The sequence below is a fragment of the Syntrophobacter fumaroxidans MPOB genome (assembly GCF_000014965.1).
Classification (GTDB): Bacteria; Desulfobacterota; Syntrophobacteria; order Syntrophobacterales; family Syntrophobacteraceae; genus Syntrophobacter; species Syntrophobacter fumaroxidans.
This window is the reverse complement of sequence record NC_008554.1, coordinates 1,089,532-1,112,211: the sequence shown is the minus strand read 5'-3', so window position 1 is coordinate 1,112,211 and position 22,680 is coordinate 1,089,532. Positions and strand designations below refer to the sequence as shown.

Genomic DNA, 22,680 nt, shown 5'->3' with positions numbered 1-22,680 from the left:
GACGCCCTCCCGCTCAAGGGTCGTTCAAAATAATACCACAGTTTTCACGATTTCGACAATAAAGCGTGGCAAAGAATATTAATTAAATTTAATGCACGGGCAATGGATGGACCCGGGGGGCCATGATCGGGCTCGGCCGGGTTTCATACCGAGATGCGTTCAAGATGACACAACACCTGCTCGGCGGGAGATGACGCGGACGGGTATAAACCTACAGTCCTACGGCCCGATGGGCCGGTCAGACGTAGCAAGGGGCGGACTTTGTGCCCGCCCGCCCAATGCACCCATCTTGAACGCAATTATCCATGCCCCCTGCGACACCCGCGAAGCATGAAAAAAGACTCACCCGGGAATCTATTTTCTAGGTAATTATCCATGAGGCTGTGCTTCACCTGCGAAGCATGAAAACAGTTTCACCCGGGAATCTATTTTCTAGGTAAAGTGGCATCAGGGAAAAGCACCGGCGCCCAGGATCCCTTCGGCGCCGCCATGCGGCCTTTCCCGGCCCTTCGAAGGCCGCCGGGGATTCCGAACGGTTGGGTGAACCGGGAATTTGTCGGGCGGAACCGGGAGACGGGGAGAAATCGGAAGATCGCGAAAGCGGGACGAAGATCATCCGGTATGGAACGCGGCATAACGCTGCGGGGAGCCTCATTCGAGAGGTGTGTGCACCCCCGTTTCTCCATGCCTGCACGGACGGGCATCCGACTGCGGCTGCGGGAGCGGGGCGCAATGGAGTGCCGCCCGTGTAATTTTTCCAGTGAATCGATGGCCTCGGAGGATTATAATATTATTTTATGGTATCGTCACAATACGGGCACACCCGAAGATTCCGAAAATCGGGAATCAACGGGACTATACGCTCGGCGACGACGCCATGAAGCGACCGCGCAGCGTCATGTCGATCGGAGTGGGACATTTTGCGGCCATGCAGTTCAAAATTCCTTGCGGACGCCCGCCGCCCGGTGGGAACAAGGCTCCCGGCCTCGGGCTTCCCAAGAAGATGAATCACTTTGAGCCGCTTTTCGCTCGCGCTGGTGAGGAGCAAAGTCCGGCACGCTCTCGATTTCCCTATTCAACCGTCCTTGCTCTGAAAGGAGTGTTATGAAGGAATTCCAACTGACCGGTGGCAAGACCAATCACGAGGCAATGCTGAGATGGATTCAGGAAACAGCGCGACTTTGCAAACCGGATCGCGTTCATCTTTGCGACGGCTCGGAGACGGAAAACCGGGAATTGTGCGATCAGATGGTGCGATCGGGCACCTTTATCCGCCTCAATGAGGAAAAGCGTTCCAACTGCTTCCTGTGCCGCTCCGACCCGGCGGACGTGGCCAGGGTGGAGAGCCGTACCTTCGTGTGCTCGAACAGCAAGAACGCCGCCGGCCCCACCAACAACTGGATGCATCCCCGGGAGATGAAAGAAATTCTGAACGGACTGTTCGACGGGTGCATGCGCGGTCGCACCATGTACGTCATCCCCTTCAGCATGGGGCCGCTCGGTTCGCACATCGCTCATATCGGCGTGCAGATCACCGATTCCCCTTATGTTGTGGTCAGCATGCGGATTATGACCCGCATGGGGCAGGGGGCTCTCGATGTCCTGGGCCGCAAAGGGCCTTTCGTGCGCTGTTTCCATTCCGTCGGATCTCCCCTCGAACCGGGCGGGAAGGATGTCCCGTGGCCCTGCAATCCCGCCAACACTTATATCTCGCATTTTCCCGAAGAGCGCGCGATCTACTCCTTCGGCAGCGGCTACGGCGGGAACGCTCTGCTGGGCAAGAAGTGCTTTGCATTGAGAATCGCCTCGTGCATGGCCCGGGACGAAGGCTGGCTTGCCGAACACATGCTCATCGTCGGGGTGCAAAGCCCGCGGGGGGAAAGAACCTATGTGGCCGGAGCGTTCCCGAGCGCATGCGGTAAGACCAATTTCTCGATGATGGTGCCTCCGAAGGGCTTTGAAGGCTGGAAGGTCTTCACCATCGGGGACGACATCGCCTGGATCAAGCCCGGGGCGGACGGGGCGCTGCGAGCCATCAATCCCGAGGCGGGCTTTTTTGGCGTCGCCCCCGGGACGTCCATGAAGTCCAACCCCAATGCCATGATGACCTTGAACAAAAACTGCATCTTCACCAACGTCGCACTGACCGACGATGGAGACGTCTGGTGGGAGGGGATGACCGACGATCCCCCTTCCCATTTGATCGACTGGACCGGAAAGGACTGGACGCCGGGGTGCGGACGGGTCGCCGCTCACCCGAATTCCCGTTTCACCGCTCCCATATCCCAGTGCCCCACCTTCGACCCCAACTGGGACAACCCCGACGGTGTTCCCATCAAGGCCTTCATTTTCGGTGGGCGCATCAGCAAGAACGTTCCCCTCATATTTCAGGGGTATAACTGGACTCATGGAGTATACCTCGCGGCCACGATGGGTTCCGAGGCCACTGCCGCCGCGGAAGCCACGCTCCCGCCGATGAGAAGGGATCCGATGGCCATGCTGCCTTTCTGCGGCTACAACATGGCCGAATACTGGAACCACTGGTTGGACATCGGACGTCAACTGCCGGATCCTCCCCGCATTTTCCGCGTCAACTGGTTCCGGCGCGACAAGCAGGGCAAGTTCCTGTGGCCCGGCTTCGGCGAAAACATGCGCGTTCTCAAGTGGATCGTCGATCGCGTGCACGGCAGGGGATACGGTGTGGAGAGCCCGTTGGGGTACGTTCCGCGCTATCAGGACATCGAGTGGGAAGGCCTGGACCTGGATCCGGACCTCTTCTGCGAGTTGATGACGGTGGAGCGCGAGCAGGCCATCATCGAGGCCAGGTCCCACGAGGACCTTTTCGACAAGTTCTTCGATCGTCTTCCCAAGGAATTCGTCCACACCCGGGAGCTGTTCAAGTCGAGGGTCTGGCGGTCTCCCGAAATATGGAACCCGGGGAACGGGGTCTGCTGATTCATGAGGCAACCGACCGCCGGGCGGTTCATGGCGGCGGTGGGTTGCCCGCGTTTCCGGAGGCGGTTTCCCGCCGCTTCACCGCCCGATCGGGCCGAGGCGACCGAATTCCTTCCCGCCCGGCGGGAGACTCCTTCCCAAGCATGATAAAGCCCCGCCGTGTTGGAGCGCGGGGCCTTTGAACAGTCAGCGTCGGCACTTGGAAGGAGCGAGCCGCACCTGCCTCGATCCAAGAATAAAGTAAGGGATATTGAACCATTGCGCAAGGGCATGGAGGGATATCGCCGAGGCGCGCGGCACGCTCTCGATGCATTTCGCGGGCCGCGGGAAGGAGTCCGGACCGAGTCGTGAAGATGCTGCGCCGGGGGCTGAGGGAACCTCATGAAGCTTAACCGTGGCCGGCCTGGAACGCTTGCGGTTCTGCTGGTCCTGACGAGTCTGGTTTTCGGCTGCGCGCGGTTGCCCGTTGCCGCTGAGGATCCCCTTCCGTCGTGGAATGAAGGCGCCGTGAAGGACGGAATCCTGGACTTTGTGGCCCGGGTGAGCACGCCTGGAGGCAAGGACTTCGTGCCGGTGCCGGAACGCGTTGCCGCATTCGATAACGACGGCACGCTCTGGGCGGAGCAGCCGATCTATTTCCAGTTCGCCTTCACCCTGGACCGGGTGAAGACCCTTGCCGCCGAACACCCCGAGTGGCGCTCGGAAGCACCGTTCAAATGGGTGCTCGACGGCGACTTCCAGGCGTTGTTCGATGCCGACGAAAAGGACATCTTCAAGCTGATCCTGGCCACGCATGCGGGCATGACCACGGACGAGTTCGAAGGAACCGTCAGAGAATGGCTCGCAACCGCAAGACATCCACGCTTCAAGCGACCCTATACCGAATGCGTGTACCAGCCCATGGTCGAGCTTCTCCGTTACCTGCGGGCGAACGGGTTCAAGACGTTCATCGTATCGGGAGGCTGGTCGGATTTCATGCGTCCCTGGATCGAACGGGTTTATGGAATTCCTCCCGAACAGGTGGTCGGCAGCGGCCTCAAGCTGGAATACGAGATGCGAGGCGGCACATCGGTGCTCCTGATCCTGCCGGAGGTCGATTTCCTCAACGACAGGGCCGGCAAGCCCGTGGGCATTCACAGGTTCATCGGCCGGCGGCCCATTTTTTCCTTCGGCAATTCCGACGGCGACCTTCAGATGTTGCAGTGGACCGCGGACGGGAAGGGGGCGCGCTTCATGGGGCTGGTTCGCCATACGGATGCGGAGCGGGAATGGGCCTACGATCGCGCCTCTCCCATCGGCCGCCTGGACAAGGCGCTCGACGAGGCACAGGCCAAAGGCTGGACGGTGGTGGACATGAAACGCGACTGGGCGGTCGTTTTCCCCACCCGGGGCTCCGTCGGGCGATGAGAAAGCCGCCGTGCCCGGATGAGCGCCCGGGGATTCGGCCGGCTTGTGATCGTTGCCATGGTTTTCGTCATCCGATGCGACCGCTGTCGGGGCAGCAGCGTGGATTCGTGGCTCTTCTTGAACCCTGACCGCGACGATCCGCAGGTTCGATTCTTCCGCACATCGTCCTGGCAACTTGAGCCTCTTTTGGCTTCCCGGCTGACCATTGCCATGAGCTCGTTGCGCATCTCTCCTCGAATGATTTGCCCTTGGGATGGAGACCATGAAACTTTTGACCACTCAGCTGTCTTACCTTCTCAGTCAGCAGCAGACCCGCAGAAATCTGAAGGCACTGCTCAAATTCGTCCTTTTTCTCACGGCGGTCGTCCTGCTTTACGCCGTTGTTTTTCACTGGATCATGGTCACCATCGAAAAAAGAGACCACTCGTGGCTCACGGGCATCTACTGGACCCTCACCGTGATGAGCACTCTGGGGTTCGGCGACATAACCTTTCACAGCGATGTGGGACGCGCCTTCAGTATCGTGGTGCTGCTCTCGGGGATCGTGCTGCTTTTGATCGTGCTTCCGTTCGCTTTCATCCGATTCTTTTATGCTCCTTGGCTGGAAGCCCAGATGCGTCTTCGTGCTCCCCGTGAGGTTCCCCATGACATGAGCGGGCATGTGATCATCTGCCGCTACGAGACCGTGGCGCAGGGGCTCATCCGAAAGCTCAAGGCTTTCAGGATACCCTATTACGTGCTGGAACCGGACGCCACGCTGGCGGCAAACCTCTACGAGGAGGGAGTCTCAGTCGTTACGGGAGAGGTCGACAACAGCACGACCTACGCTGCTCTTCGAGCCTCCGAGGCGCGAATGGTGCTTGCCAATGCGGACGACGCCACGAATACGAACATCACGCTGACAGTGCGGGAAACAGCGGCGAAGGCGCCGGTTGTTGCCATTGTGGAAAGTATCGATTCCGTGGACATCCTGGAGTTGGCTGGAGCGACGCACGTCCTGCCTTTGAAACAGAGACTCGGCGAGCACCTGGCCTACCGGGTCACAGCGGAACGAACCAATGTGCATGTCATCGGCACGTTCAGAGATCTGCGCATCGCCGAGTTCCCCGTACAGAATACCCCTCTGGCCGGGTGCATGATTCGAGAGACGCGGCTTCGACAGCGAACCGGGGTCAACGTGGTGGGGGTCTGGGAGCGCGGGCACCTGTTGCCGGCCAAGCCGGATACGGTGCTGGCTGAATCGAGTGTGCCGGTGATTTTGGGGACGGCCGGGCAGATCGCCGACATGGAATCTTTCCTGGTAACCGAGAACGTCAATCGCAATCCCATTCTTGTCATCGGCTGCGGCAATGTGGGCTACGCCGTCACGTGTGCTCTCAAGAACAAGAGCCTCGCGTTCCATGTGGTCGAGCGCGACAAAGCCGTCGAGGAACGCTCCTCATCCATCGCAGGCGAATTGTTCATCGGCGATGCGGCAGACCGGAGCGTTCTCATGCGCGCCGGTCTGGCGGAGGCTCCTTCCGCCGTCATCACCACCAACGACGATGCCATGAACATCTATCTGACCGTGTACTGTCGTCGCCTGAATCCTCGTCTTCGCATCGTCAGCCGCATTACCCATGAGCGGAACCTCGAGGCCATTCATCGCGCCGGCGCCGATTTCGTCCTGAGCTATGCATCTCTGGGAGCGGAATCGATCTTCTCCATCTTGCAGGAGCGGGAGTTGATCATGCTGGGGGAGGGGATCGACCTTTTCGTGGCCAAGGTGCCCGAATCCCTGGCGGGAAAAAGCCTCGGAAAAACCAACATAGGCGCAGAGACCGGATTGACCGTGATCGCGATTCAGAAAGGCGGAGATGTCGTCACGAATCCTCCTGCAAGCGCCGTCATCGACTCGGATAGCGAGCTTCTCATGATCGGAAGCAGTGAACAACGTGATGAGTTTGCAGCCCGGTTTGGGGTTTGACCGGCCCGATGAGGCATCACGGCACCGACCGGTCTGCCTGGGTTTGCGGTTTTCCTTGGTAGAGTATGGACGTGGGCATGGCTGAACAACCCCCTTCGTTGTTCGATTGGCCTCAAACAACAGGGTTCTTGCCATGTCCATTCTTTTTTCGCAACCCTCTGGGTACTCATTTCCCGGAAGACCCCTTTTTTTAACACCGGCACAGGGTTTTTGGCAAAAAAACGCATTCGAAAACCCTGACAAGGAGGGAACGACGCTACTGTAATTCCTCTTGCCTCCGGCACTGGCAATAAAAAGCCATTGCCCGTGTCAACCGAGCAGTTCTTCCCTCTTATCCTTCGGACCTTGGCAAAAAAACCTTGCCAGAGCCACCCGCCGGTCGTTCTTATTCAGTCTTTCTCTTGTCTTCGAATATCCATTCACAATATGCATCGCCGCGATGCATCTGTTTGCCGTGCCTCATGGCGACATTTGAATTGAGGTCCTTTACAAAGTGGTCCCAAAAAGCAGCATCACATGTAGACAACAGATCGTGGGGTATCCCGAATTCATTCATCCTGTTCTTCCATGGACATTCCAGAATCTTAATGACTGTTCTGTTTTCCGCTGCCTCGAGGACTTCCATTTTATATTCCGGGCCCATCGAGCACATGCATATCATCGCTCCTGCTTCCACTATTGATTTGGCGTTGGCGCCCGCCATCCTCGGGGATTGTACCGCCGCAGCGCTGTCGTGCCGCATTTTGCTCCATATTTGACGAACAATTTCCGCATACTTTTATTTGCCGAGCGACTCATAGAGGGCATTTAGATGAACATATAAAGCACCTGTAAGTCCCTTCGACGCCATGGCCCACCTTGTTTCCACAGGTATTTGAGAAACCTGGATTTCCATTTCTTCTCCTCCTTTTTCAAAATTTTTCTAATTCTCAAATGAGATCTGCAAAGGTGTTGCATTGCCGAGAGTATCGCAGAGAGGGCATCGGCCGATCAATTCCAATCGGAACTCCTCTTTCTCGGTCTCCGTCAATTCGGAATCCAGCTTCAGCCTAACCGAAAGGTTCGTAAAACCCGCCCTTTTCTCCGTCGGAATGCCGAATGCCTTTGACGGGTCGATCTCTCCCTTTATCGTTACCTGGATGTCATCGAGTACAATCCGCTTCTGCATGGCGAGAACGCGGCAGATATTCAGCACACATCCCCCCAGCGCCATTGTCAGGCATTCCGGTGGAGTCGGACCGGCATTGTCGCCTCCCCGTTCCTTCGGCACGTCCAAAGTTATTTCGTGATCGCGCGTCCTGGCGAGCATCCGTCGGTTGGCGCCTGCAAGCACCACTGTCGAGACCTGGAGCGGTTCCATTCCGGTTTCCGACCTGTTTTCCTGCTCTTTCATGCGGTTCCCTCTGTGTTGGATTCAAAATCAATCGCATATTTAGATTAAAGTTGTTACCCTTGAAGTTCTCAGATACAAAGAAATGTAATGAACTCTAAACGGTTCGTCCAACGAATCTTTTTTATATGCTTATCTGGAAATCCGATTAGAGGGGGAACCATGGAAATGCAGCGGCTGCAAACCTTCCGGACTGTTGCGGCTCTGATGAACTTCAACCAGGCCGCCAATATCCTGAATTGCGCTCAATCAACCGTTTCGGCCCAGATCAAGGCCCTTGAAAATGAAATCGGAACGATGCTCTTCAAAAGGATCGGTAAATCCGTCCAGCTTACGGAAGCCGGAGCCAAGATGCTCATTTACGCCGACAAGCTTTTAGCGATAAAGGATGAAGCGTTGGCCGAAGTCAGGGGCAACAAACCGGGCTCCGGCATGCTGACCTTGAGGATGCCTCAGACAATGGCCACCTATTACCTCCCTCATATCCTCCGTTCTTATCAGCCGCGCTTTCCGGGCATAAGGCTGGATATTACCAGTTGCGCCCTGCATTCGCTGGAAAACGAACTGAGGATCGCTACGGTGGACCTTGCCTTCCTCTTCGCCGAGAGCATCGGAGCGAAAAACCTGGAATCCGAATTCCTGGGGAGCGACCCCCTGTTCTTTGTCACATATCCCGGCCATCCACTATCAACCCGCAGACGAGTCGATTTCAAAAACCTTGAAGGAGAAGTTCTCCTTCTACCCAAAAGCGACTGCGGATATCGCATGGTGCTCGAACAGACGCTGACGGCGGAAAAGGTTACCCCCGCAACCATTATCGAGATGAACAGCATCGAGGCAATCAAACAGGCAATCATGGCGGGGCTGGGAGTGACCGTAATCCCGGAGATTGCCGTTCGCTCTGAAATAAAAGAAGGGCGAATTGCCAGGATCGCCTGGGTGGATGATCTGGAAACCGGGATTCTCATGATCCGATATAGGGACAAATGGTGTCCGCCGCCCCTCGATGCGTTTATGGATATGGTGAGGGGTTTTTTCAGGGCGAGATAGGAGTATTCAATAGAGGCGCCCCCCGCTCAAAGAGCGGCTTTCACATAAACCGGCGGGTGGCTCTGGCAAGGTTTTTTTGCCAGGGTCCGAAGGACAAGAGGGAAGAACTGCTCGGTTGACACGGGCAATGGCTTTTTATTGCCAGTGCCGGAGGCAAGAAGAATTATAGTGGCGTCGTTCCCTCCTGTGCTGCGTGCACCGCGACAACGAGTCGCCTGTGTCACCCGGGTGGGATTGCCCCAAATACATCCCCGATGGTCTCAATCATCGAATACGGGTCAGGCAAATCGCATGATCTTCCTGAAGCACACCCCATTCCGGTCCGTCCGGCTATTGTTTCAAATCTGTCCCTTGAACATCTGACGGATGCCCAAAGGTTTTCACTGTAATTTCGCATTATTAGGCCATACCCAATGCGACGTTTCGGCTGTCCAAGGCAGACGCCCAACGCTTGACTCCGACTGGACACCCTGCTATATTGGCATCATGATGATCAGAAAGAGGACATCAAGATGCGCACGACATTGACCATTGATGACGAAATCGCTGTGTCACTCAAGGATTTGGCTCATCGGAGCGGCAAGTCGTTCAGGCAGGTGGTGAATGACGCATTACGAAAGGGGGCGCATGCACTCGAAAATCCCGAGGCTAGGCCTTACCGATTATCGCCGACCTCGCTGGGCCTCCTCCGCTCCAATATCAACTTGGATAAGGCGTTGAATCTGGCCGATGAGCGGGAAGATGCGGCAATCGCCATGAAGCTGGAGCTGCGCAAATGATTCTGGTGGATGTGAATCTGCTGCTCTACGCTGTGAATCAGGACCTGCCGCAACATGCCCGCTCACGTACTTGGCTCGAGACTGTGCTGTCTGGCAGTGAAAGTGTGGGGTTGCCTTGGGTGGTTATTCGTGCCTTTTTGCGCATTACCACAAATGCGCGAATTTTCGAACGTCCACTTTCTGTTGAACGAGCCGTTGCCTATGTTGAGGAATGGCTGGCACAGCCGGTGGCAACAACGGTCACACCAGGCAAAAGCCACTGGATGATCCTGCGCAATCTGCTGCTCGACTCCGGAACGGGAGGAAATCTGACAACAGATGCCCACATTGCCGCTCTCGCCATCGAATATGGTCACACCGTTTACTCCACGGACAACGATTTCAAGCGATTTCAAGGATTGCGCCACATAAACCCGTTGGCGGTGCAATAAGCAGTGGCATTAGGTGGTGTGCTTCCCGCCCCCCACACCCAGCCTGACCTGTCTTTGGTGGTTTCATACGGATTTACCTAGAAAATAGATTCACGGGCGAAACTGTTTTCATGCTTCGCGGGTGTCGCAGGGGGCATGGATAATTGCGTTCAAAATGATACTCTCAAAGCGTGGGGGACGTATCCCCCACACCCCCTCGCCGCTTCGCGGCTCCGTGTGGCGCTGCGGCGGCGGCCTTCGGCCAGTCGCCGACAGCGCCGAGCACTCGGCCTCACGCGCTTGCGCGTGTGGCCGAAACTTGGGGGGTGCGGGGGAATCATTCCCCCGCTCTTTTGTGCTTGAAAGATCCATCTTGCACGCAACTTCGTATGATAAGTCCCCGGTGGTTTCGATCATGGAATACGGGTTGGGACAAGTCGGCATATGCGCCCCGCTCGGGCCTTCATTCTTGAGCGCTTCCGTTCGAAAGGCCGGCCACTCGAGACAGGGGGGGTAAAAATTCAATTCTTACAAAGGGTAAATTTTCAATTCGTGTTGACAGGTGTTGTCGATTTGCTCGAGCATACCTTCCGGGCAATCTCTTCGGCCAATGCCAGAATATCCCGGCGGGTTTCAATGGCTCCTGCCTCAAATACTCCACAAGCCCGGATCAGATGGCTCTCTTTGAAGCCCCACCATTTCATGAAGTAATCGTATCGGTCAAAGACGTCACGGAACAGCTTCTCGTTGGGATGTCCCTGAACGAGCGCAAATACCAGCACCTTGCCCGGCGCGAAACGCACTGGACTGGGATTGACCCCGTAATCCAGCTTGAGGAAAGAATACATTCTGTCAATGCACGCCTTCAACTGGCTGGTCACTTCACCGAAATAAACCGGAGAAGCCATGACCAACACGTCACAATCCTGGATCGCTGCCAGAACTCGGGACAGATCATCTTTCAATGCACATTTCTCAAGTTTCGTCTTGCATGCCATACAGGCCTGACAGCCCCGGTACTTGAGCTCGTTCAAAAGATAAGTATCGGTCTTGGCACCTAATTTTTCGGCAGTATCCATAAACCGTTTTGCGATGGCGGAGCTGTTTGATTTCTCCCTTGGGCTTCCAAGCAAACAGACGATGTTCATGGATTTCCTCCCTTCGGTGACCGGCACGGTTCATATTCAGTCCATTCACTGCGGCATTCTCCCGCAGTCCCAACTTCATGTTTCCCTGTTGCTCCAGGTGTCTTGACAAGGTTGAACCCGGCAGATGGAACATCTACCACATTCCGCGATCATGACAAGTACAGATTTTTTGTATGGTGCTTACATGAAGTATAGCGAAAAAGGAGATTCAGGGTGAAGCCCTGTAAAACGAAGGAGATCGCAGGTAAGCGGTATCATTGCTTTTTCGAGCTGACGCTCATGGCGATCGGCGGCAAATGGAAACCCGTTGTTCTCTACCGGCTCGGCCGCGAGAGAATCAGGCGCTTCAGCGATCTCAGGCGCGACATTCCGGAAGTAACCGAGCGGATGTTGAGCAGGCAGTCGCGGGAATTGGAACAGGACGGTCTGATTCACCGGGAGGTGTACAGGCAAGTTCCGCCGAAGGTTGAGTATCCCCTGACGAAACTTGGTTGTGGCCTGATCCCGATCCTCTTGAGCATGCGCGAGTGTGCCCGGTACCGGGAAAGGTTCCGCAAGAAATCCCTCCGTCACGAGGGATTCCCTGCCCGGGGCTCATCCGGTCATTTCCCCCCGGTTTCCTTAAACGTCCCCGCGATCATATCGCGAGAGGCCTCGGCTTCATCCGCCGGGACGGCCATATCGCGTGACAAGGCCAGAGCCATGGCATCGCCGTTCGCCAGGGGCACCAGGAAGACTTCGTGTTCGACTTTTTTCGGAATGCTCGACACGAGCAGCTCACCAACGACCTTACGTCCGAGAAACGAGCGTTCAACGGGCTTGCCCGGGTTGGACGCGCCCAGGAAGGTCGTCTTCACGTAGTTCAGCACCTCGGTGTCGCTGTTCCCGAGGCTTTCCTTCATGTCTTTGGGGACCGCGACCAGGGTGATCGTCATCCCGGCGTTGCCCGGTTTGCTGTCGGGGGGAGCCATGAAAGCCACCGCATCCAGGCCGGCGTCAACGGGTTTGGAAAAAGCCGTCGGGGTGTCGAAGCTCACGTTTCGCCACTGGTTGGGAAATGTGCCGGCCACGGAAAGCGACTGCCCGGAAAAGAGGATGAAAAACGCCGCCAGGGCGGCAGTGCCGATGTGAACAGCGATCATGGTCATAACGAATCCTCCTCGACGTCGTCTCATACCGGGGTGCGTTCAAGATCGCTCGACACGTGTCCGGCGGGAAGCGACGCGGGCTGCGATAAACCCCGCTCTTTGCCGCGGACCGAAGTGCCGAAGATAGGCGGCAAGGGGAGTGCCTTAGGCCCTATCGCCCGATGGTGTGGACTTGAACGCACCCTGGTATCGGGTGAAAATGATGGATGCAATGGTCCCGCCATGGAACCTATTCCCGGCATTCCAGTGCATCCCTTGGAAGAAGGCCCACTGTCGTGCCCCTGGGACCCTTGAAGCGGGCGAAAACATAGGGGGCTCCGCCCTCGAAACACGTGGGCGCCGCCTCGACCCGGTCGCCTTGAAGCACGTACGCTTTCCTCTCGACGGGGGGAGGGGGCATGACGACGTGGAAATGCGCTTTCGGACGGATCACCGTGCAGCGTGTCGGCGCTTCGTAGCCGTCCCGGCTGAATGTGTCGCCGGGCCAGTACGCGCCGCAAAACGATGCGATTCCGTCCACCGTGAGCATCTTCACTCCGCTCTCATCGACTCTGAACGCCACGGTGCCCTGCCCGTCGACGTAGTGGTATTCCCCGTTCCCGACCAGCCCGGCGACCCCCGCTCCGTCACACAAGTGGCCGGTGGAACCGAAGACGGCGGAATAGGCGAAAGACAGCGCGTCCCCGGCGAGCATCAGGGACAGGACCCCGTGCAGGCTTTTCCACTGTCCGCTGGGGTCCGCGGCGACGGGCTCCGCGGCGGCCGCGCGTGCCGGCGGCCAAAGGACCAGGCCCAGGAGCAACACCAGGCAGATGCGTCGGCGGGCGCTGGAGGCCGGCGATTTCTCGATCCTGGCGCCACCGCCGGCAATGTTTCGTGAGGTCATGTTCATTTCTCCGGATGAGCGTTCGAATCGACGCTCCGCCGAAAGCGGCGTTGAAGGCGTTGATGAACACAAAGAGATCCCATTGCATCATCCCAGCCCCTTGCATGTTGGCTACGACGGCAGGGGCAAGAGTAGTGGGGACCGTGGGCTGCGCCGTCGCGCATCCCCCCCTTGTGCTCAACGCAAGAGTGGGCAAGGAACACAGTTGCTCCGGCGAACCGGGAAACGAACGCGCCCCCGGCCCCGGTGATCGATATCCCCGATGGATCGTTCGACGCCGGTTCAGAAGACCCTCGGGTCCCAACGTTCATGGAATGCCTGAAACGTGTCGTCGATCTTGAATGCCCCATCTTCCTCCACGATTTCCCAACCGACCCACACTTCGGCCTTCCGGTATCGATAGGTCAGGCCGCCGTGGTAGTATTTGCGCCAGGAGAAGAGGTTGTTGGCGGATTGAAAGGCTTCATTCTCGTTGACGGCAATCGTTTCGAGGGGACCGAATTCGTCGAAATTGACCTTTTGGCCCCGGACGTACGCATCCATCGAATAGGCCTTGCGGAACTTCGAGGATGTGTGATTGTGGTACGCCCCGCTGTAGTCGCCGGCTTTGAGCGCTTCGGCATACGGTTCGATCAGGGTTCTCACGATCACCGGATGGGTCTCGGCGGTTTCACGATAACCGGCGTAGATGCCGTACACGCCCAGGGGCAGGATCACGACCAGGAAAAAGAGAAGAAGCAATCGATCGCGGAGCCTCATGGCGGCCATCCCTTTCCTTCAGTCCCCGGTTCCGGGCCCACGGCCGTCTTTTGTTCCGACCTGAGCTTGAGAAAAGCGTTCATCCCAAACCGCATCAACAAGCCGGGAACGAGTGCGAGAACCAGGGTGATTCCCACCAGCGCCCATTGCTCAAGAGGAAAGGCGGTGAGCGCTTTCTCGGGTATGGGCCGGGGCACGATGGTCCAGTACTTCACCACGTTGAACAGGCCGAAGCCCGACACGGCGGCGCTGCCGATGAGAAGCGCCGCGCCGCGCCAAATCCCGCTGCCGATGAGCAACCATGCCGCGAGGAACATACCGAGATAGGGGCTGAGAAGAAGGGATACGATTCCCAACTCGGAACCGGTGGGGTTTTCGAGCCCGCTGAGGGGACTCCCCGTAGTGAAACACAGAAGTACCGTCACGCCCGAGCCCGTTCCCAGGGCCAACACGATCCCGCGGAAGAGCATGCGGGCGATGGGGCCGCTGATCGGGCGGCGCCTCATGGTGTATGGGCTGAAGCGGCTGTCGGCAAAATCGTTCAAACTCATTGTTGCCTCGTCCGGATTCGGATAGGAAGGCTTCGCGTGCGGGCTCCGGTTCAGACCCCTCGCCCCCTTCGCCGGGGAACGTCGCATCCGGGCGGATGCGACGTTCCGGGGGCTTCAATCCATATCCGCGCACGGGGCCGGAAGACCCGGCATGCGCCGGCATGATCCCTAGAAAATCGGGAAGCTCCTGTCGAATGAACCCCCGGGCTTGATCTTGATGATGCGGAAAGCCGAAGTGGAACCATAGGCGGTGCCGTCGGCGGCGACGGCAAATTTCTTGAAGTATTCCGGCCAACCCGACAGGCGATCCGGCTGGAACTTCAGCGGGCTCAGGCCCTCGGTTGCGGTGTAGCTTCCGTCGGAGAGTCCTCCGGTCAGCAGAAGCTTCTGGTCGGCGGAAGCGCCGATGCCGTAGTTGAAGCTGTTGGCGAGCTGGAAGAGGGTGACTTCGCCCTTCGCGTTCACCCGGGCGTTCATGTTGGAGTAGTTTATGAAGAGGACGTTTTCGCCCTGGAACAGGACCTTCCAGCCGGTGCTCGACGTGGAGTAGAAGAGTTTGTGTTCGGTGATCTTCGAGCCGTCGGCGACTTTGTAGACCATAAACCGGGAAGTCTTGCCGTCGTTTTTCTGGCGGAACTCATCGGCCGCCAGTCCCTTGAGCTCCGGCGGCGTGGCGGTGGCCTTCGGTTCCGACTCGTCATTGACGGCTTCCAACAGAACCGCCAGGCGCGCCCCCTCGGGATCGAGGCCCAGGGCTGTGACTTTCTCCCCTTTGGCGAGCACGACTTTGCCTTTTTCGCTCAAATCGGTCATGGACAGCAATCGAACGATGTGGCCGTTGCTGTCCGGATTCAATCCGGCCGCGAGATCGACGTTGCGCGCGGCGCTCATTCGCGAGGCCTTGGGCGCCTGCTTGACCGTCTTCCACGTCTTGGCGTCCACCTGGTGGAGCGTGCCGTCGGTGTCTTCCGCCAGCAACATGGTCCCGTCCTTGTTGAATTCCAGTTCGATGATGCACACTCCGAGCCAGACCCGGTTGAGGACCTCCATCTTGGCCGGATCGATCACATAGAGCACGCGGTTGTCGCCGGCGGCAACCATCACGTTTTCCGTCGGGGACAGCGCCACCGCCAGGCCGCCCAGGGGCGTGGCCCAGGCGGTGGAATAAGAGACGAGCATCAACAGAACAGAGAGTGCGGTCAAAATTCTTTTCACCATGATCAAGTTTCCTCCGTCGTCGAGCAGCGGGATGATGGACGCGCGGATGAAGGCTTTGCGGTTAAGCCTCCGCCGGGGTTTTCGCTCTGGCCGTCCCCTGCAAAAGTCAAATAAAGGTGGTTTACCCCGCCGGTGCGTGCCCGCCGGCTGCCGGGGAACCCTTCGAACGTGCAGGCCGGGCCGGGGAATCGAAGGCGGGGTTCGCCCCGGATTCGGAGTCATGCCGAACCCGGGGCATCGCCCATGCGCCGCGGATATCAATCGTTGTCAACAATAGTCACGATGGCGGAAGACGGGCTTCCGAGGTTGTAGGTGGGTTTGTCCGTGATGGTGACCTTCACCGTTTCGTTGTTCTCCCCGGCGGTGTCATTCTTGGGCTTGACCTGCACGGTTTTCGATTTGACCCCGGCGGGGAAGGACACTTTGCCCGAGAGGGCGTAATAGTCGATGCCCGCTTTGGCTCCCCCAGAGATGGTGTAGATCACGGTCAGCGGGCCCCAGGTCACATCCCTCGTGAAGGTGAACACCCCGGCTTTGGCTCCGGCCTCGTAGGCCTTCGGAGTGGACGCGGTCACGCTGACCTTGGGGACCTTGTACAGACCCGAAATGTTCGAGGTGGTGCCTTTTTTCAGGCCGGTGATGGCGAACCCGTCCGGGACCGTGCTCATGGTGCGCAGTCCCTGGGAGGCCGGCAGAGGAGTCGCGAAAAAGGCGGTCCATTTGCCGTCGCTGCCCGCCGTAACGCGTTTCATAAATTTCGTGCACTCCTTGACCGCATCCCCGTCGTCGAGAAACACCTCGACAGTGCAGTTCTCACAAGTGTCGCCGGCGCCGCTGGTGCCCTTCACCGTGGTGCCGGACGCGCCGACGGAAATGCTCGTGATCGCGGCGGGCTTGAAGTTCCTCAATGGATCATCCACCTTGGGGCCGTAGGCGATGGCGCCTTCCGCGAAGCCGTTTCCGGGCAGCGCTCCTGGCCATTGCTCCTGCCTCTTGATGACGTTCTGCTGGATGGTCACCCCGTCGATACTCGGTCCGTTCATCAGGATGGCGCTCAGGTCGGTTTCCGAAATGGTGTTGTTGAGCACCTGGACGTCGTCGGGGGCCGAGCCGAGGTCGATACCGCGTCCGCAGACGCCCATGTTCTTGCTGCCGGGGGTGACCCCGATGTAGTTGTTCTTGATGATCGTGCCGGTGCCGTCGTTGTAAACCTTTATCGCCGGCGACTGGGTCGAGGTGGGGCTCAGGTCCAGAAAGAGGCCCGCGAAGAAGTTGCGATCCGCCACCTCACCGCCGACGCGGTTGTTCGGCCCCGCGACGGTGATGCCGACCCCTCCGACCCACAGCTCGCCGGTTCCGCGCAGGCAGGGGTGCTTCGTGAACGAGGAGGGGAGGGGAACCGTTCCGTCGGCGCGCATTCCGATCCTGTTGGCGGCAAAGACGTTTCCGGTCCCATTGAGAGAGCATGCCGTGGCCCAGAAGCCCGCGAACTTATTTCCTCGTATGGTGTTGTTGTTGCAGCCGGCGGCGACGACAACGCCGCTCCCGCCTTCGTACGTGACTTCATCCCCGGAGCTGAGGGTCTGGCCGTCGTCCGACAGGCCGAACCAGCAGTACTGGACCGTGTTCGAGCTGCTGCTGATGGAGATATGCTGGGTTTTGAAGTTCTGCATGGCCACGCCCTTGACGACGTTGGAATTGTTGCGCAGCACGAAGCCGTAGTTCTTGGCTTTCTGCCCGTCAATGATGATTCTCGGGCCGTTGGTTCTTCCCGGAGGCTGCGTCGTGCCGTCGATGGTCACCTGCCCGTTCAGATCCCGCAGCGGATAACTCGTCGTGCCTGTCAGGGTGATCTTCCATGTCTGCAAAGTACTGTCGTAGTTGGCGTCCGATGTGGGGATGCCAAACTTGATGAGGACGGGCCGCTCTCCGGCCGCAAGCTGATAGGCTTGGTTGATCGCCCTGCGCAGCGTACACGGTGTGTCGCTGATGCAAGTCTTGCTGTTGCCGTCCGCATACCAGTCCTCGGTGCTGTCCACGGTGATTTCCGTCACGTATGCGGCTTGCGCCTGCCGGACCACCCCGGAGGAGGAAGAAATCAGAAAACAGGCCAACAGTGCCATGGCAAAAACCAGGAAGTACTTTCTGTTCATGTGTTGCCTCCTTTTTCGATTGAATCATCGCGCACAACAAGTGGAACGGCGTTGCGATACAGGGACGACGATGCAATCCCACTTCGGGACCGTGATGTCCGCGCGCTGCGTTTCCCCTGGAAAACTTCCCGGGGCCTTATTCGCGATGCGCAAGTTCAACTCTGCAGTCGCTCGATCCGCTTGTGAAACACCTCATGTTCGCATCCGTGGCGGCCGAACATGGACACCGGTTTATCTTTCCTCCTTTCCGTTTTCCGGCAATGAGCCCCGTCTTCTGTTTTTCGTAAAAAAAGCTTTAAGCGTATACATTGTCATGTCCTATGGTTAGCCATAATCCGAACAGCATTTTCAAATGCTTTCCATTTTCTCCACGTTATTTTTCATTTTTGTTTCATTTCTTTTCCGATGTCTCTGGACAGTAAAAGACGATTTCTCCGACAAGCGATTGAGAGCCGTGTGGCAGTGTGCAAATGTAGTGAAAAAATCGGCATTTTATCGGCAGAGCCGATAGTGACCCTGCGGGAAAAGCTGACTGATGCGCACATGATAAAAATCCACGAATTGGAAAAATTGAAACCTTCGCCTATGGTTGTGGAGTGCGGTAAGCCCAAATGCGATCCATTCAGGATTTTTCCCACCGAGCGCCAGGTACAGGCCATGCCTCGAAGGCTTTTGTTTTGCGCTCGATATAAATCCAATATGACAATTCCCTATGCTCATGGTGCTCTTAATTGCAAATTATATAAGAAATAGCTCCTTGATATGGTTGTTTGTCTTCAATCTGGATATTGTTATATCCATCAATCTTGAGAAGACATCACACCCCGTCTCCGGTCAATAATCTACAAAGTGAATAATTATAATGTGTTATTTCAATATGTTTCTGTTCCGCACGCGCACGATGGACATGGGCCGATAAACCGGTGCGGGAAGCCTCGAGGCAAGGTGCACGCACCTGCCTTATGCGGAGATAAGACTATAATAATACTGAGAATATAGATTTTCTCCAGTTGGATACAAAAACACCTCTCAGCTCGCTCATGTCACAAATAACCTGCGGAAATACGGCACGATAGTAACATGCGACGCTTGCGCTATTTCTTAAATGAGTATCGGGAAATCTCTTATTTCGAATATACTAGTTACTGTTTGCACCTTATTTGTCAAGTGAAAAAGGGAATGTGAATTGCAGTTTTAATGTCCCGATTAGCCGCAGAGATATCGCGAGCCGAAGTTGCCAAAGCGGAAAAAGCCTTTCATTAAGGGCGGATGGAGGAAAGGAGAGAGGTGCCTCGTGGCTTCACGACCACCGGCTCTGAGGAACCGGGGGAGGATAGGCTCAAGAAGAATTCTAATACCATTTCGCGTCCAGGATGAGTGCATTCGGCGGGAGGGTGCAAAGCCCTCCCATACGCCTGACGGGCACATCGGTCCGTAGGGGCGGAGTTCTATCCCCGCCTGCGTCACCTCCCGACGGGCAGGTGTTGCGTCATTTCGAACGCACTTCGGTATAAGGTGTACGGTGCGATTTCTTTCGAAGCGACGCGGATGAGGGTCGGCCTCATGAGAAAAGCCGGACGCGACGGCTCAGTGCCGGTCCGGCTGTAACGAGGTGGGAAATATGGGGTGATCGCAATTTAAGCGATCCTCGGAGCCGATTCAATACGGCCTTGACGGTATTTTCGACCGGGCGGCGCGGTAGCGCGCATCGTGGGAATGGTAGCCGGAAAGCCGGTGTGCAATAAAAAAGGCCAGATGTGGAAGCGCGATACCCCCACCTGGCCCGGCTCGATGATAAGCTCCCTGATACAGACCATACACAGGACGATAGGGCGGTACAATCAGGTGAACTGTGTAATTGGGCATGGGTTGACAAAGTATTTTCAAGGGTGGGGGTGAGGATGTCGGGGGAGGGATATGAAGGTGGCGAAGTACATCCTGCGTACACAGTTCGGGTTGATTCGACGGCACGGTTCGTCTCGAGGTCTTTCTAAAGAGTTGCGTGGAAGATGGATTTCGGGATGAATCTGTTTTCATGCTTCGCGGGTGTGGCGCGAGACGTGAAAATCACCTGAAAACGGAGGCCGGAAAAGGCGCCGAAACGTGCTTGACGGCATTCGCGGGGGGATGCTATAAAAATTAACAATAACAATTTCTTATCATTTTGTCTGATCCTGTCTCCACAAGCTGACGAACGCACGCATTTCTCGGGAAAGAGCTTTCGGCCGCAACCCGGGCGGGTCCTTCCCGATGCAACGGCCGGAGTCTCGGAAGATGCACGTGGTGCCGCCGGCATCACTGTCGGCGGCGGACATATTAACAGGTGGCAAGGGAAGCGGACGGCCCGCCGCATTGCCCGTCCCGCAACCCGCGCTCCCGAACGACGCCCGGCGGCGGACTCCATGCGGGTCGACCGTGTTGAGGTTCTGCGCCACCCCTGGCGGCTTTCTCAGGAGGCTTCCATGAACCGGATTTCATGTCGGACGTTTGTGGTGGTGTGTCTGTTGCTTGCCTTGGGACAACCCGCGCACGGCGGGCCTGTCAATCCGACGCCCAGTGACGCATACGGGAACACGGCGGGCGGTACGAACGCGCTTTTGAATACGGATGTCCCCGGCCAGATGAACACCGCCTTCGGGTACTACGCGCTGTTCAGCAGCAGCACCGGTGCGGGCAACACGGCCGCAGGGGCCAATGCGCTCTTTCTCAACGACACGGGTAACGCCAACACCGCAACCGGCGTCAGCGCGCTCAACAGCAACAAGGACGGCAGCAACAACACGGCCGCCGGGGCCTACGCGCTCTGCAACAACAGCTCGGGATCTCAAAACACCGCTGACGGCTTCTCCGCGCTCAGCAGCAACACCGGCGGGAACTTCAACACCGCCAGCGGTTACGTGGCGCTTGGCAGCAACAAGACCGGAAGCAACAACACCGCCGCCGGGGCCAACGCCCTCCTCTTCAACACCTCCGGTAGTGAAAACACGGCGTCCGGAGTCGGCGCGCTTTTCAACAACGCCACCGGCGCAAGAAACACGGCCTTGGGGCGCAACGCGCTCAAAAACAACGCCACGGGCAACACCAACCTCGCCCTCGGCTATGGGGCCGGTTCCCTGCTGACCAGCGGCGGCGAAAACATCTATCTGGGCCATCCGGGAGCGGCGAGCGAATCCAAAACTCTGCGCCTGGGGAAGGGGCAGACGCGGGCCTTTGTGGCGGGAGTGGCGGCCGCCGCGGTCGCCGGGAATGCCGTGTACGTCACCAAGAACGGCCAATTAGGGATCAAGGCCTCTTCCGCCCGCTACAAAACGGACATTGCACCCCTGGGGGAACGCAGCGATTCGCTGCATCAGCTGCGTCCCGTGACATTCCACTACAAGGAGGAGGCCCGGGGCCTTCCGGAATACGGCCTCATTGCCGAAGAGGTGGCTGTGGTGTACCCGGAGCTGGTGACCCGGGACCCGCGCGGCGGCGTCGTGGGAGTTCGATACGAGGCATTGATTCCCCTCTTGCTCAACGAGCTACAGCAACAGCAGCGTCTGCTGAAGGCGCAAGCGCTGCAGATCAGTGCTCAAGCTGAGCGCATCGATGCGGTTCTCGGGCAACTCGCGGAGCTGAGCGCTCAGAACGAGAGGTTGCGGGCGGCGGTGGGGGAGCTTTGGGAGCGGGAGGCGGAGCAGAGGGCAACGCGCGTCGCGGCGACCGCATCGGCTCGTCCGCTCGCCCACGCCGTGCCGGAATCCCCCTAGCCGGGCGAGAGCGACCGGTGTGTGCAGACAATGTCTTCCGGGCATGGAAAGAGGTGCGAGCGGGTTGTGATGGTGCGAAATACTCCGGTTCGTGGTATCCTCGCCGGGATTTTTCGAATTCTTGCGAAGAGGATGCCCGATGTACAGGGAATTTTACGGCCTCGCTGAAGACCCCTTTGCGCTGGAGCCGGACCCCAGGTTTCTGTATCTGCCCCCCGCACATTTCCATGTCTATTCGTCCATGATGGCCGGGATCAACGAAAAAAAAGGCCTCATCGTCGTCACCGGGGAAGTGGGAACGGGGAAGACCCTTTTTATCCATGCGCTTTTGAAAGACCTTGGCGGCGGGGTGAAGACGGCCTTCGTCTTCCACCCGGGACTCAGCCTTAAGGACCTGCTCAAGGAAATTCTGCTGCAACTGGATGTGCCCGTAGGGGAGAAAGAACAGAGCCTGGCCTTTTTCGTGAGCACGTTCAGAGAGTACCTCAACCAGAGACTCGCCCGGCACGAGATTGTGGCGGTGGTCATCGACGAAGCGCAGAACCTGGATGAAGAGACGTTGAAGGGTTTGGGAAGGTTCTGCGATGCGGACACTCCCGCCGGAAGCGTGCTGCAGGTCCTGCTCGTGGGGCATCCCGAGTTGGACGCAAAACTGGGCAGCGAGCACCTTCGGCCTCTCAAACAAAGGATCGAAGTGCATTGCCGGATCCCGACCCTGGACCGGCAGGAAGGCAGGGCCTACATGGAGCACCGCCTGAAGGTGGCGGGGCAGAGATTTTCCGGGACTTTCACTCCCGACGCCGCGGTCCGGATCCGCGAATTTGCGCACGGGGTTCCCAGGGTCATCAACCTGGTTTGCGACCGCGCCCTGCGAATCGGGTTCCATAGGCGCAGCCCGGTGGTGGACGCGAAAATCGCCGGGCTGGCCATCAAGGAGCTGGACTATCTTCGGCCCGCCAGTGCCGGCCCCTTGCGCCGCATCCTTTCCCCCGGACGAACCGCGCTCAGAATCTACAGAATCATCATGTTGCTGTTATCACTGGCACTTTTTGTCTTTTCCATGCGGAAGCTCCTGGCCGTGCTCCTTCACCGGTAAGGGAGAAGGTCCGTC

General features: G+C 57.8%; 17 protein-coding genes and 1 pseudogene. 9 read left to right on the top strand and 9 right to left on the bottom strand.

From position 1 onward, the window contains the following. Positions 1-1,104 precede the first annotated feature (1,104 nt). The 3 genes from SFUM_RS04670 (at position 1,105) to SFUM_RS04660 (ending at position 6,328) form a co-directional block, all read left to right on the top strand. Positions 1,105-2,955: a phosphoenolpyruvate carboxykinase (GTP) gene (locus SFUM_RS04670; RefSeq protein WP_011697768.1), complete on the top strand. Its 1,851-nt coding sequence runs from the start codon at positions 1,105-1,107 to the stop codon at positions 2,953-2,955. A 381-nt stretch (positions 2,956-3,336) separates the two neighbouring features. Continuing rightward, positions 3,337-4,362 carry an HAD family hydrolase gene (locus SFUM_RS04665; RefSeq protein ID WP_011697767.1) on the top strand — a complete coding sequence of 342 codons (1,026 nt, stop codon included), beginning with the start codon at positions 3,337-3,339 and terminating at the stop codon, positions 4,360-4,362. Between the two features lie 262 nt (positions 4,363-4,624). After that, positions 4,625-6,328, top strand: a complete 1,704-nt coding sequence (locus tag SFUM_RS04660; protein ID WP_011697766.1) for a potassium channel family protein — start codon at positions 4,625-4,627, stop codon at positions 6,326-6,328. Positions 6,329-6,713: 385 nt separating this feature from the next. Here SFUM_RS04660 and SFUM_RS04655 read toward each other — a convergent pair whose 3' ends face one another. Next, positions 6,714-7,094 carry an L-2-amino-thiazoline-4-carboxylic acid hydrolase gene (locus SFUM_RS04655; protein WP_337833063.1) on the bottom strand — a complete coding sequence of 127 codons (381 nt, stop codon included), beginning with the start codon at positions 7,092-7,094 and terminating at the stop codon, positions 6,714-6,716. A 156-nt stretch (positions 7,095-7,250) separates the two neighbouring features. Continuing rightward, on the bottom strand, positions 7,251-7,721 hold the full coding sequence (locus SFUM_RS04650) for an OsmC family protein (RefSeq protein ID WP_150109431.1): 471 nt from the start codon (positions 7,719-7,721) through the stop codon (positions 7,251-7,253). 159 nt (positions 7,722-7,880) lie between these two features. On the opposite strand from SFUM_RS04650, the gene SFUM_RS04645 reads away from it, so the two are divergent. The 3 genes from SFUM_RS04645 to SFUM_RS04635 all read left to right on the top strand — a co-directional run bounded on the left by SFUM_RS04645 (position 7,881) and on the right by SFUM_RS04635 (position 9,978). Beyond that, a complete protein-coding gene (locus SFUM_RS04645) occupies positions 7,881-8,768 on the top strand; it encodes a LysR family transcriptional regulator (RefSeq protein ID WP_011697763.1) in 888 nt (295 codons plus the stop codon). Between the two features lie 512 nt (positions 8,769-9,280). Then, positions 9,281-9,547 (top strand): hypothetical protein, encoded by a 267-nt coding sequence (locus SFUM_RS04640; RefSeq protein ID WP_011697762.1) that lies wholly within the window; start codon positions 9,281-9,283, stop codon positions 9,545-9,547. Continuing rightward, a complete protein-coding gene (locus tag SFUM_RS04635) occupies positions 9,544-9,978 on the top strand; it encodes a type II toxin-antitoxin system VapC family toxin (RefSeq protein ID WP_011697761.1) in 435 nt (144 codons plus the stop codon). Before SFUM_RS04640 ends, SFUM_RS04635 begins: the two co-directional genes overlap by 4 nt. A gap of 524 nt (positions 9,979-10,502) precedes the next feature. On the opposite strand, the gene SFUM_RS04630 is transcribed toward SFUM_RS04635, so the two are convergent. Then, positions 10,503-11,105, bottom strand: a complete 603-nt coding sequence (locus tag SFUM_RS04630; RefSeq protein ID WP_011697760.1) for a flavodoxin family protein — start codon at positions 11,103-11,105, stop codon at positions 10,503-10,505. Positions 11,106-11,384: 279 nt separating this feature from the next. Here SFUM_RS04630 and SFUM_RS24090 point away from each other — a divergent pair. Continuing rightward, positions 11,385-11,579 (top strand): annotated as a pseudogene (locus SFUM_RS24090) (winged helix-turn-helix transcriptional regulator); the annotation flags it as partial. Between the two features lie 128 nt (positions 11,580-11,707). On the opposite strand, the gene SFUM_RS23715 reads toward SFUM_RS24090, so the two are convergent. From SFUM_RS23715 to SFUM_RS04595, 6 genes are all read right to left on the bottom strand, one after another. Then, positions 11,708-12,253 (bottom strand): hypothetical protein, encoded by a 546-nt coding sequence (locus tag SFUM_RS23715; RefSeq protein WP_041439848.1) that lies wholly within the window; start codon positions 12,251-12,253, stop codon positions 11,708-11,710. Between the two features lie 229 nt (positions 12,254-12,482). Next, a complete protein-coding gene (locus tag SFUM_RS04615; protein ID WP_011697758.1) occupies positions 12,483-13,139 on the bottom strand; it encodes a hypothetical protein in 657 nt (218 codons plus the stop codon). Between the two features lie 282 nt (positions 13,140-13,421). Beyond that, positions 13,422-13,907, bottom strand: coding sequence for a hypothetical protein (locus tag SFUM_RS04610; protein ID WP_041439844.1), 486 nt, complete (start codon positions 13,905-13,907; stop codon positions 13,422-13,424). Beyond that, positions 13,895-14,449, bottom strand: a complete 555-nt coding sequence (locus SFUM_RS04605; RefSeq protein WP_011697756.1) for a hypothetical protein — start codon at positions 14,447-14,449, stop codon at positions 13,895-13,897. Before SFUM_RS04605 ends, SFUM_RS04610 begins: the two co-directional genes overlap by 13 nt. A 168-nt stretch (positions 14,450-14,617) precedes the next feature. Then, positions 14,618-15,667 (bottom strand): YncE family protein, encoded by a 1,050-nt coding sequence (locus SFUM_RS04600; protein WP_041439840.1) that lies wholly within the window; start codon positions 15,665-15,667, stop codon positions 14,618-14,620. Positions 15,668-15,924: 257 nt separating this feature from the next. Then, entirely contained in the window at positions 15,925-17,820 is a 1,896-nt protein-coding gene (locus SFUM_RS04595) for a Calx-beta domain-containing protein (protein WP_011697754.1), read from the bottom strand. 2,462 nt (positions 17,821-20,282) lie between these two features. Here SFUM_RS04595 and SFUM_RS21405 point away from each other — a divergent pair. Both SFUM_RS21405 and SFUM_RS04585 read left to right on the top strand, forming a co-directional pair. After that, positions 20,283-21,569, top strand: a complete 1,287-nt coding sequence (locus SFUM_RS21405; protein WP_011697753.1) for a tail fiber domain-containing protein — start codon at positions 20,283-20,285, stop codon at positions 21,567-21,569. 139 nt (positions 21,570-21,708) lie between these two features. Then, on the top strand, positions 21,709-22,665 hold the full coding sequence (locus SFUM_RS04585; RefSeq protein ID WP_011697752.1) for an ExeA family protein: 957 nt from the start codon (positions 21,709-21,711) through the stop codon (positions 22,663-22,665). Positions 22,666-22,680: the final 15 nt, after the last annotated feature.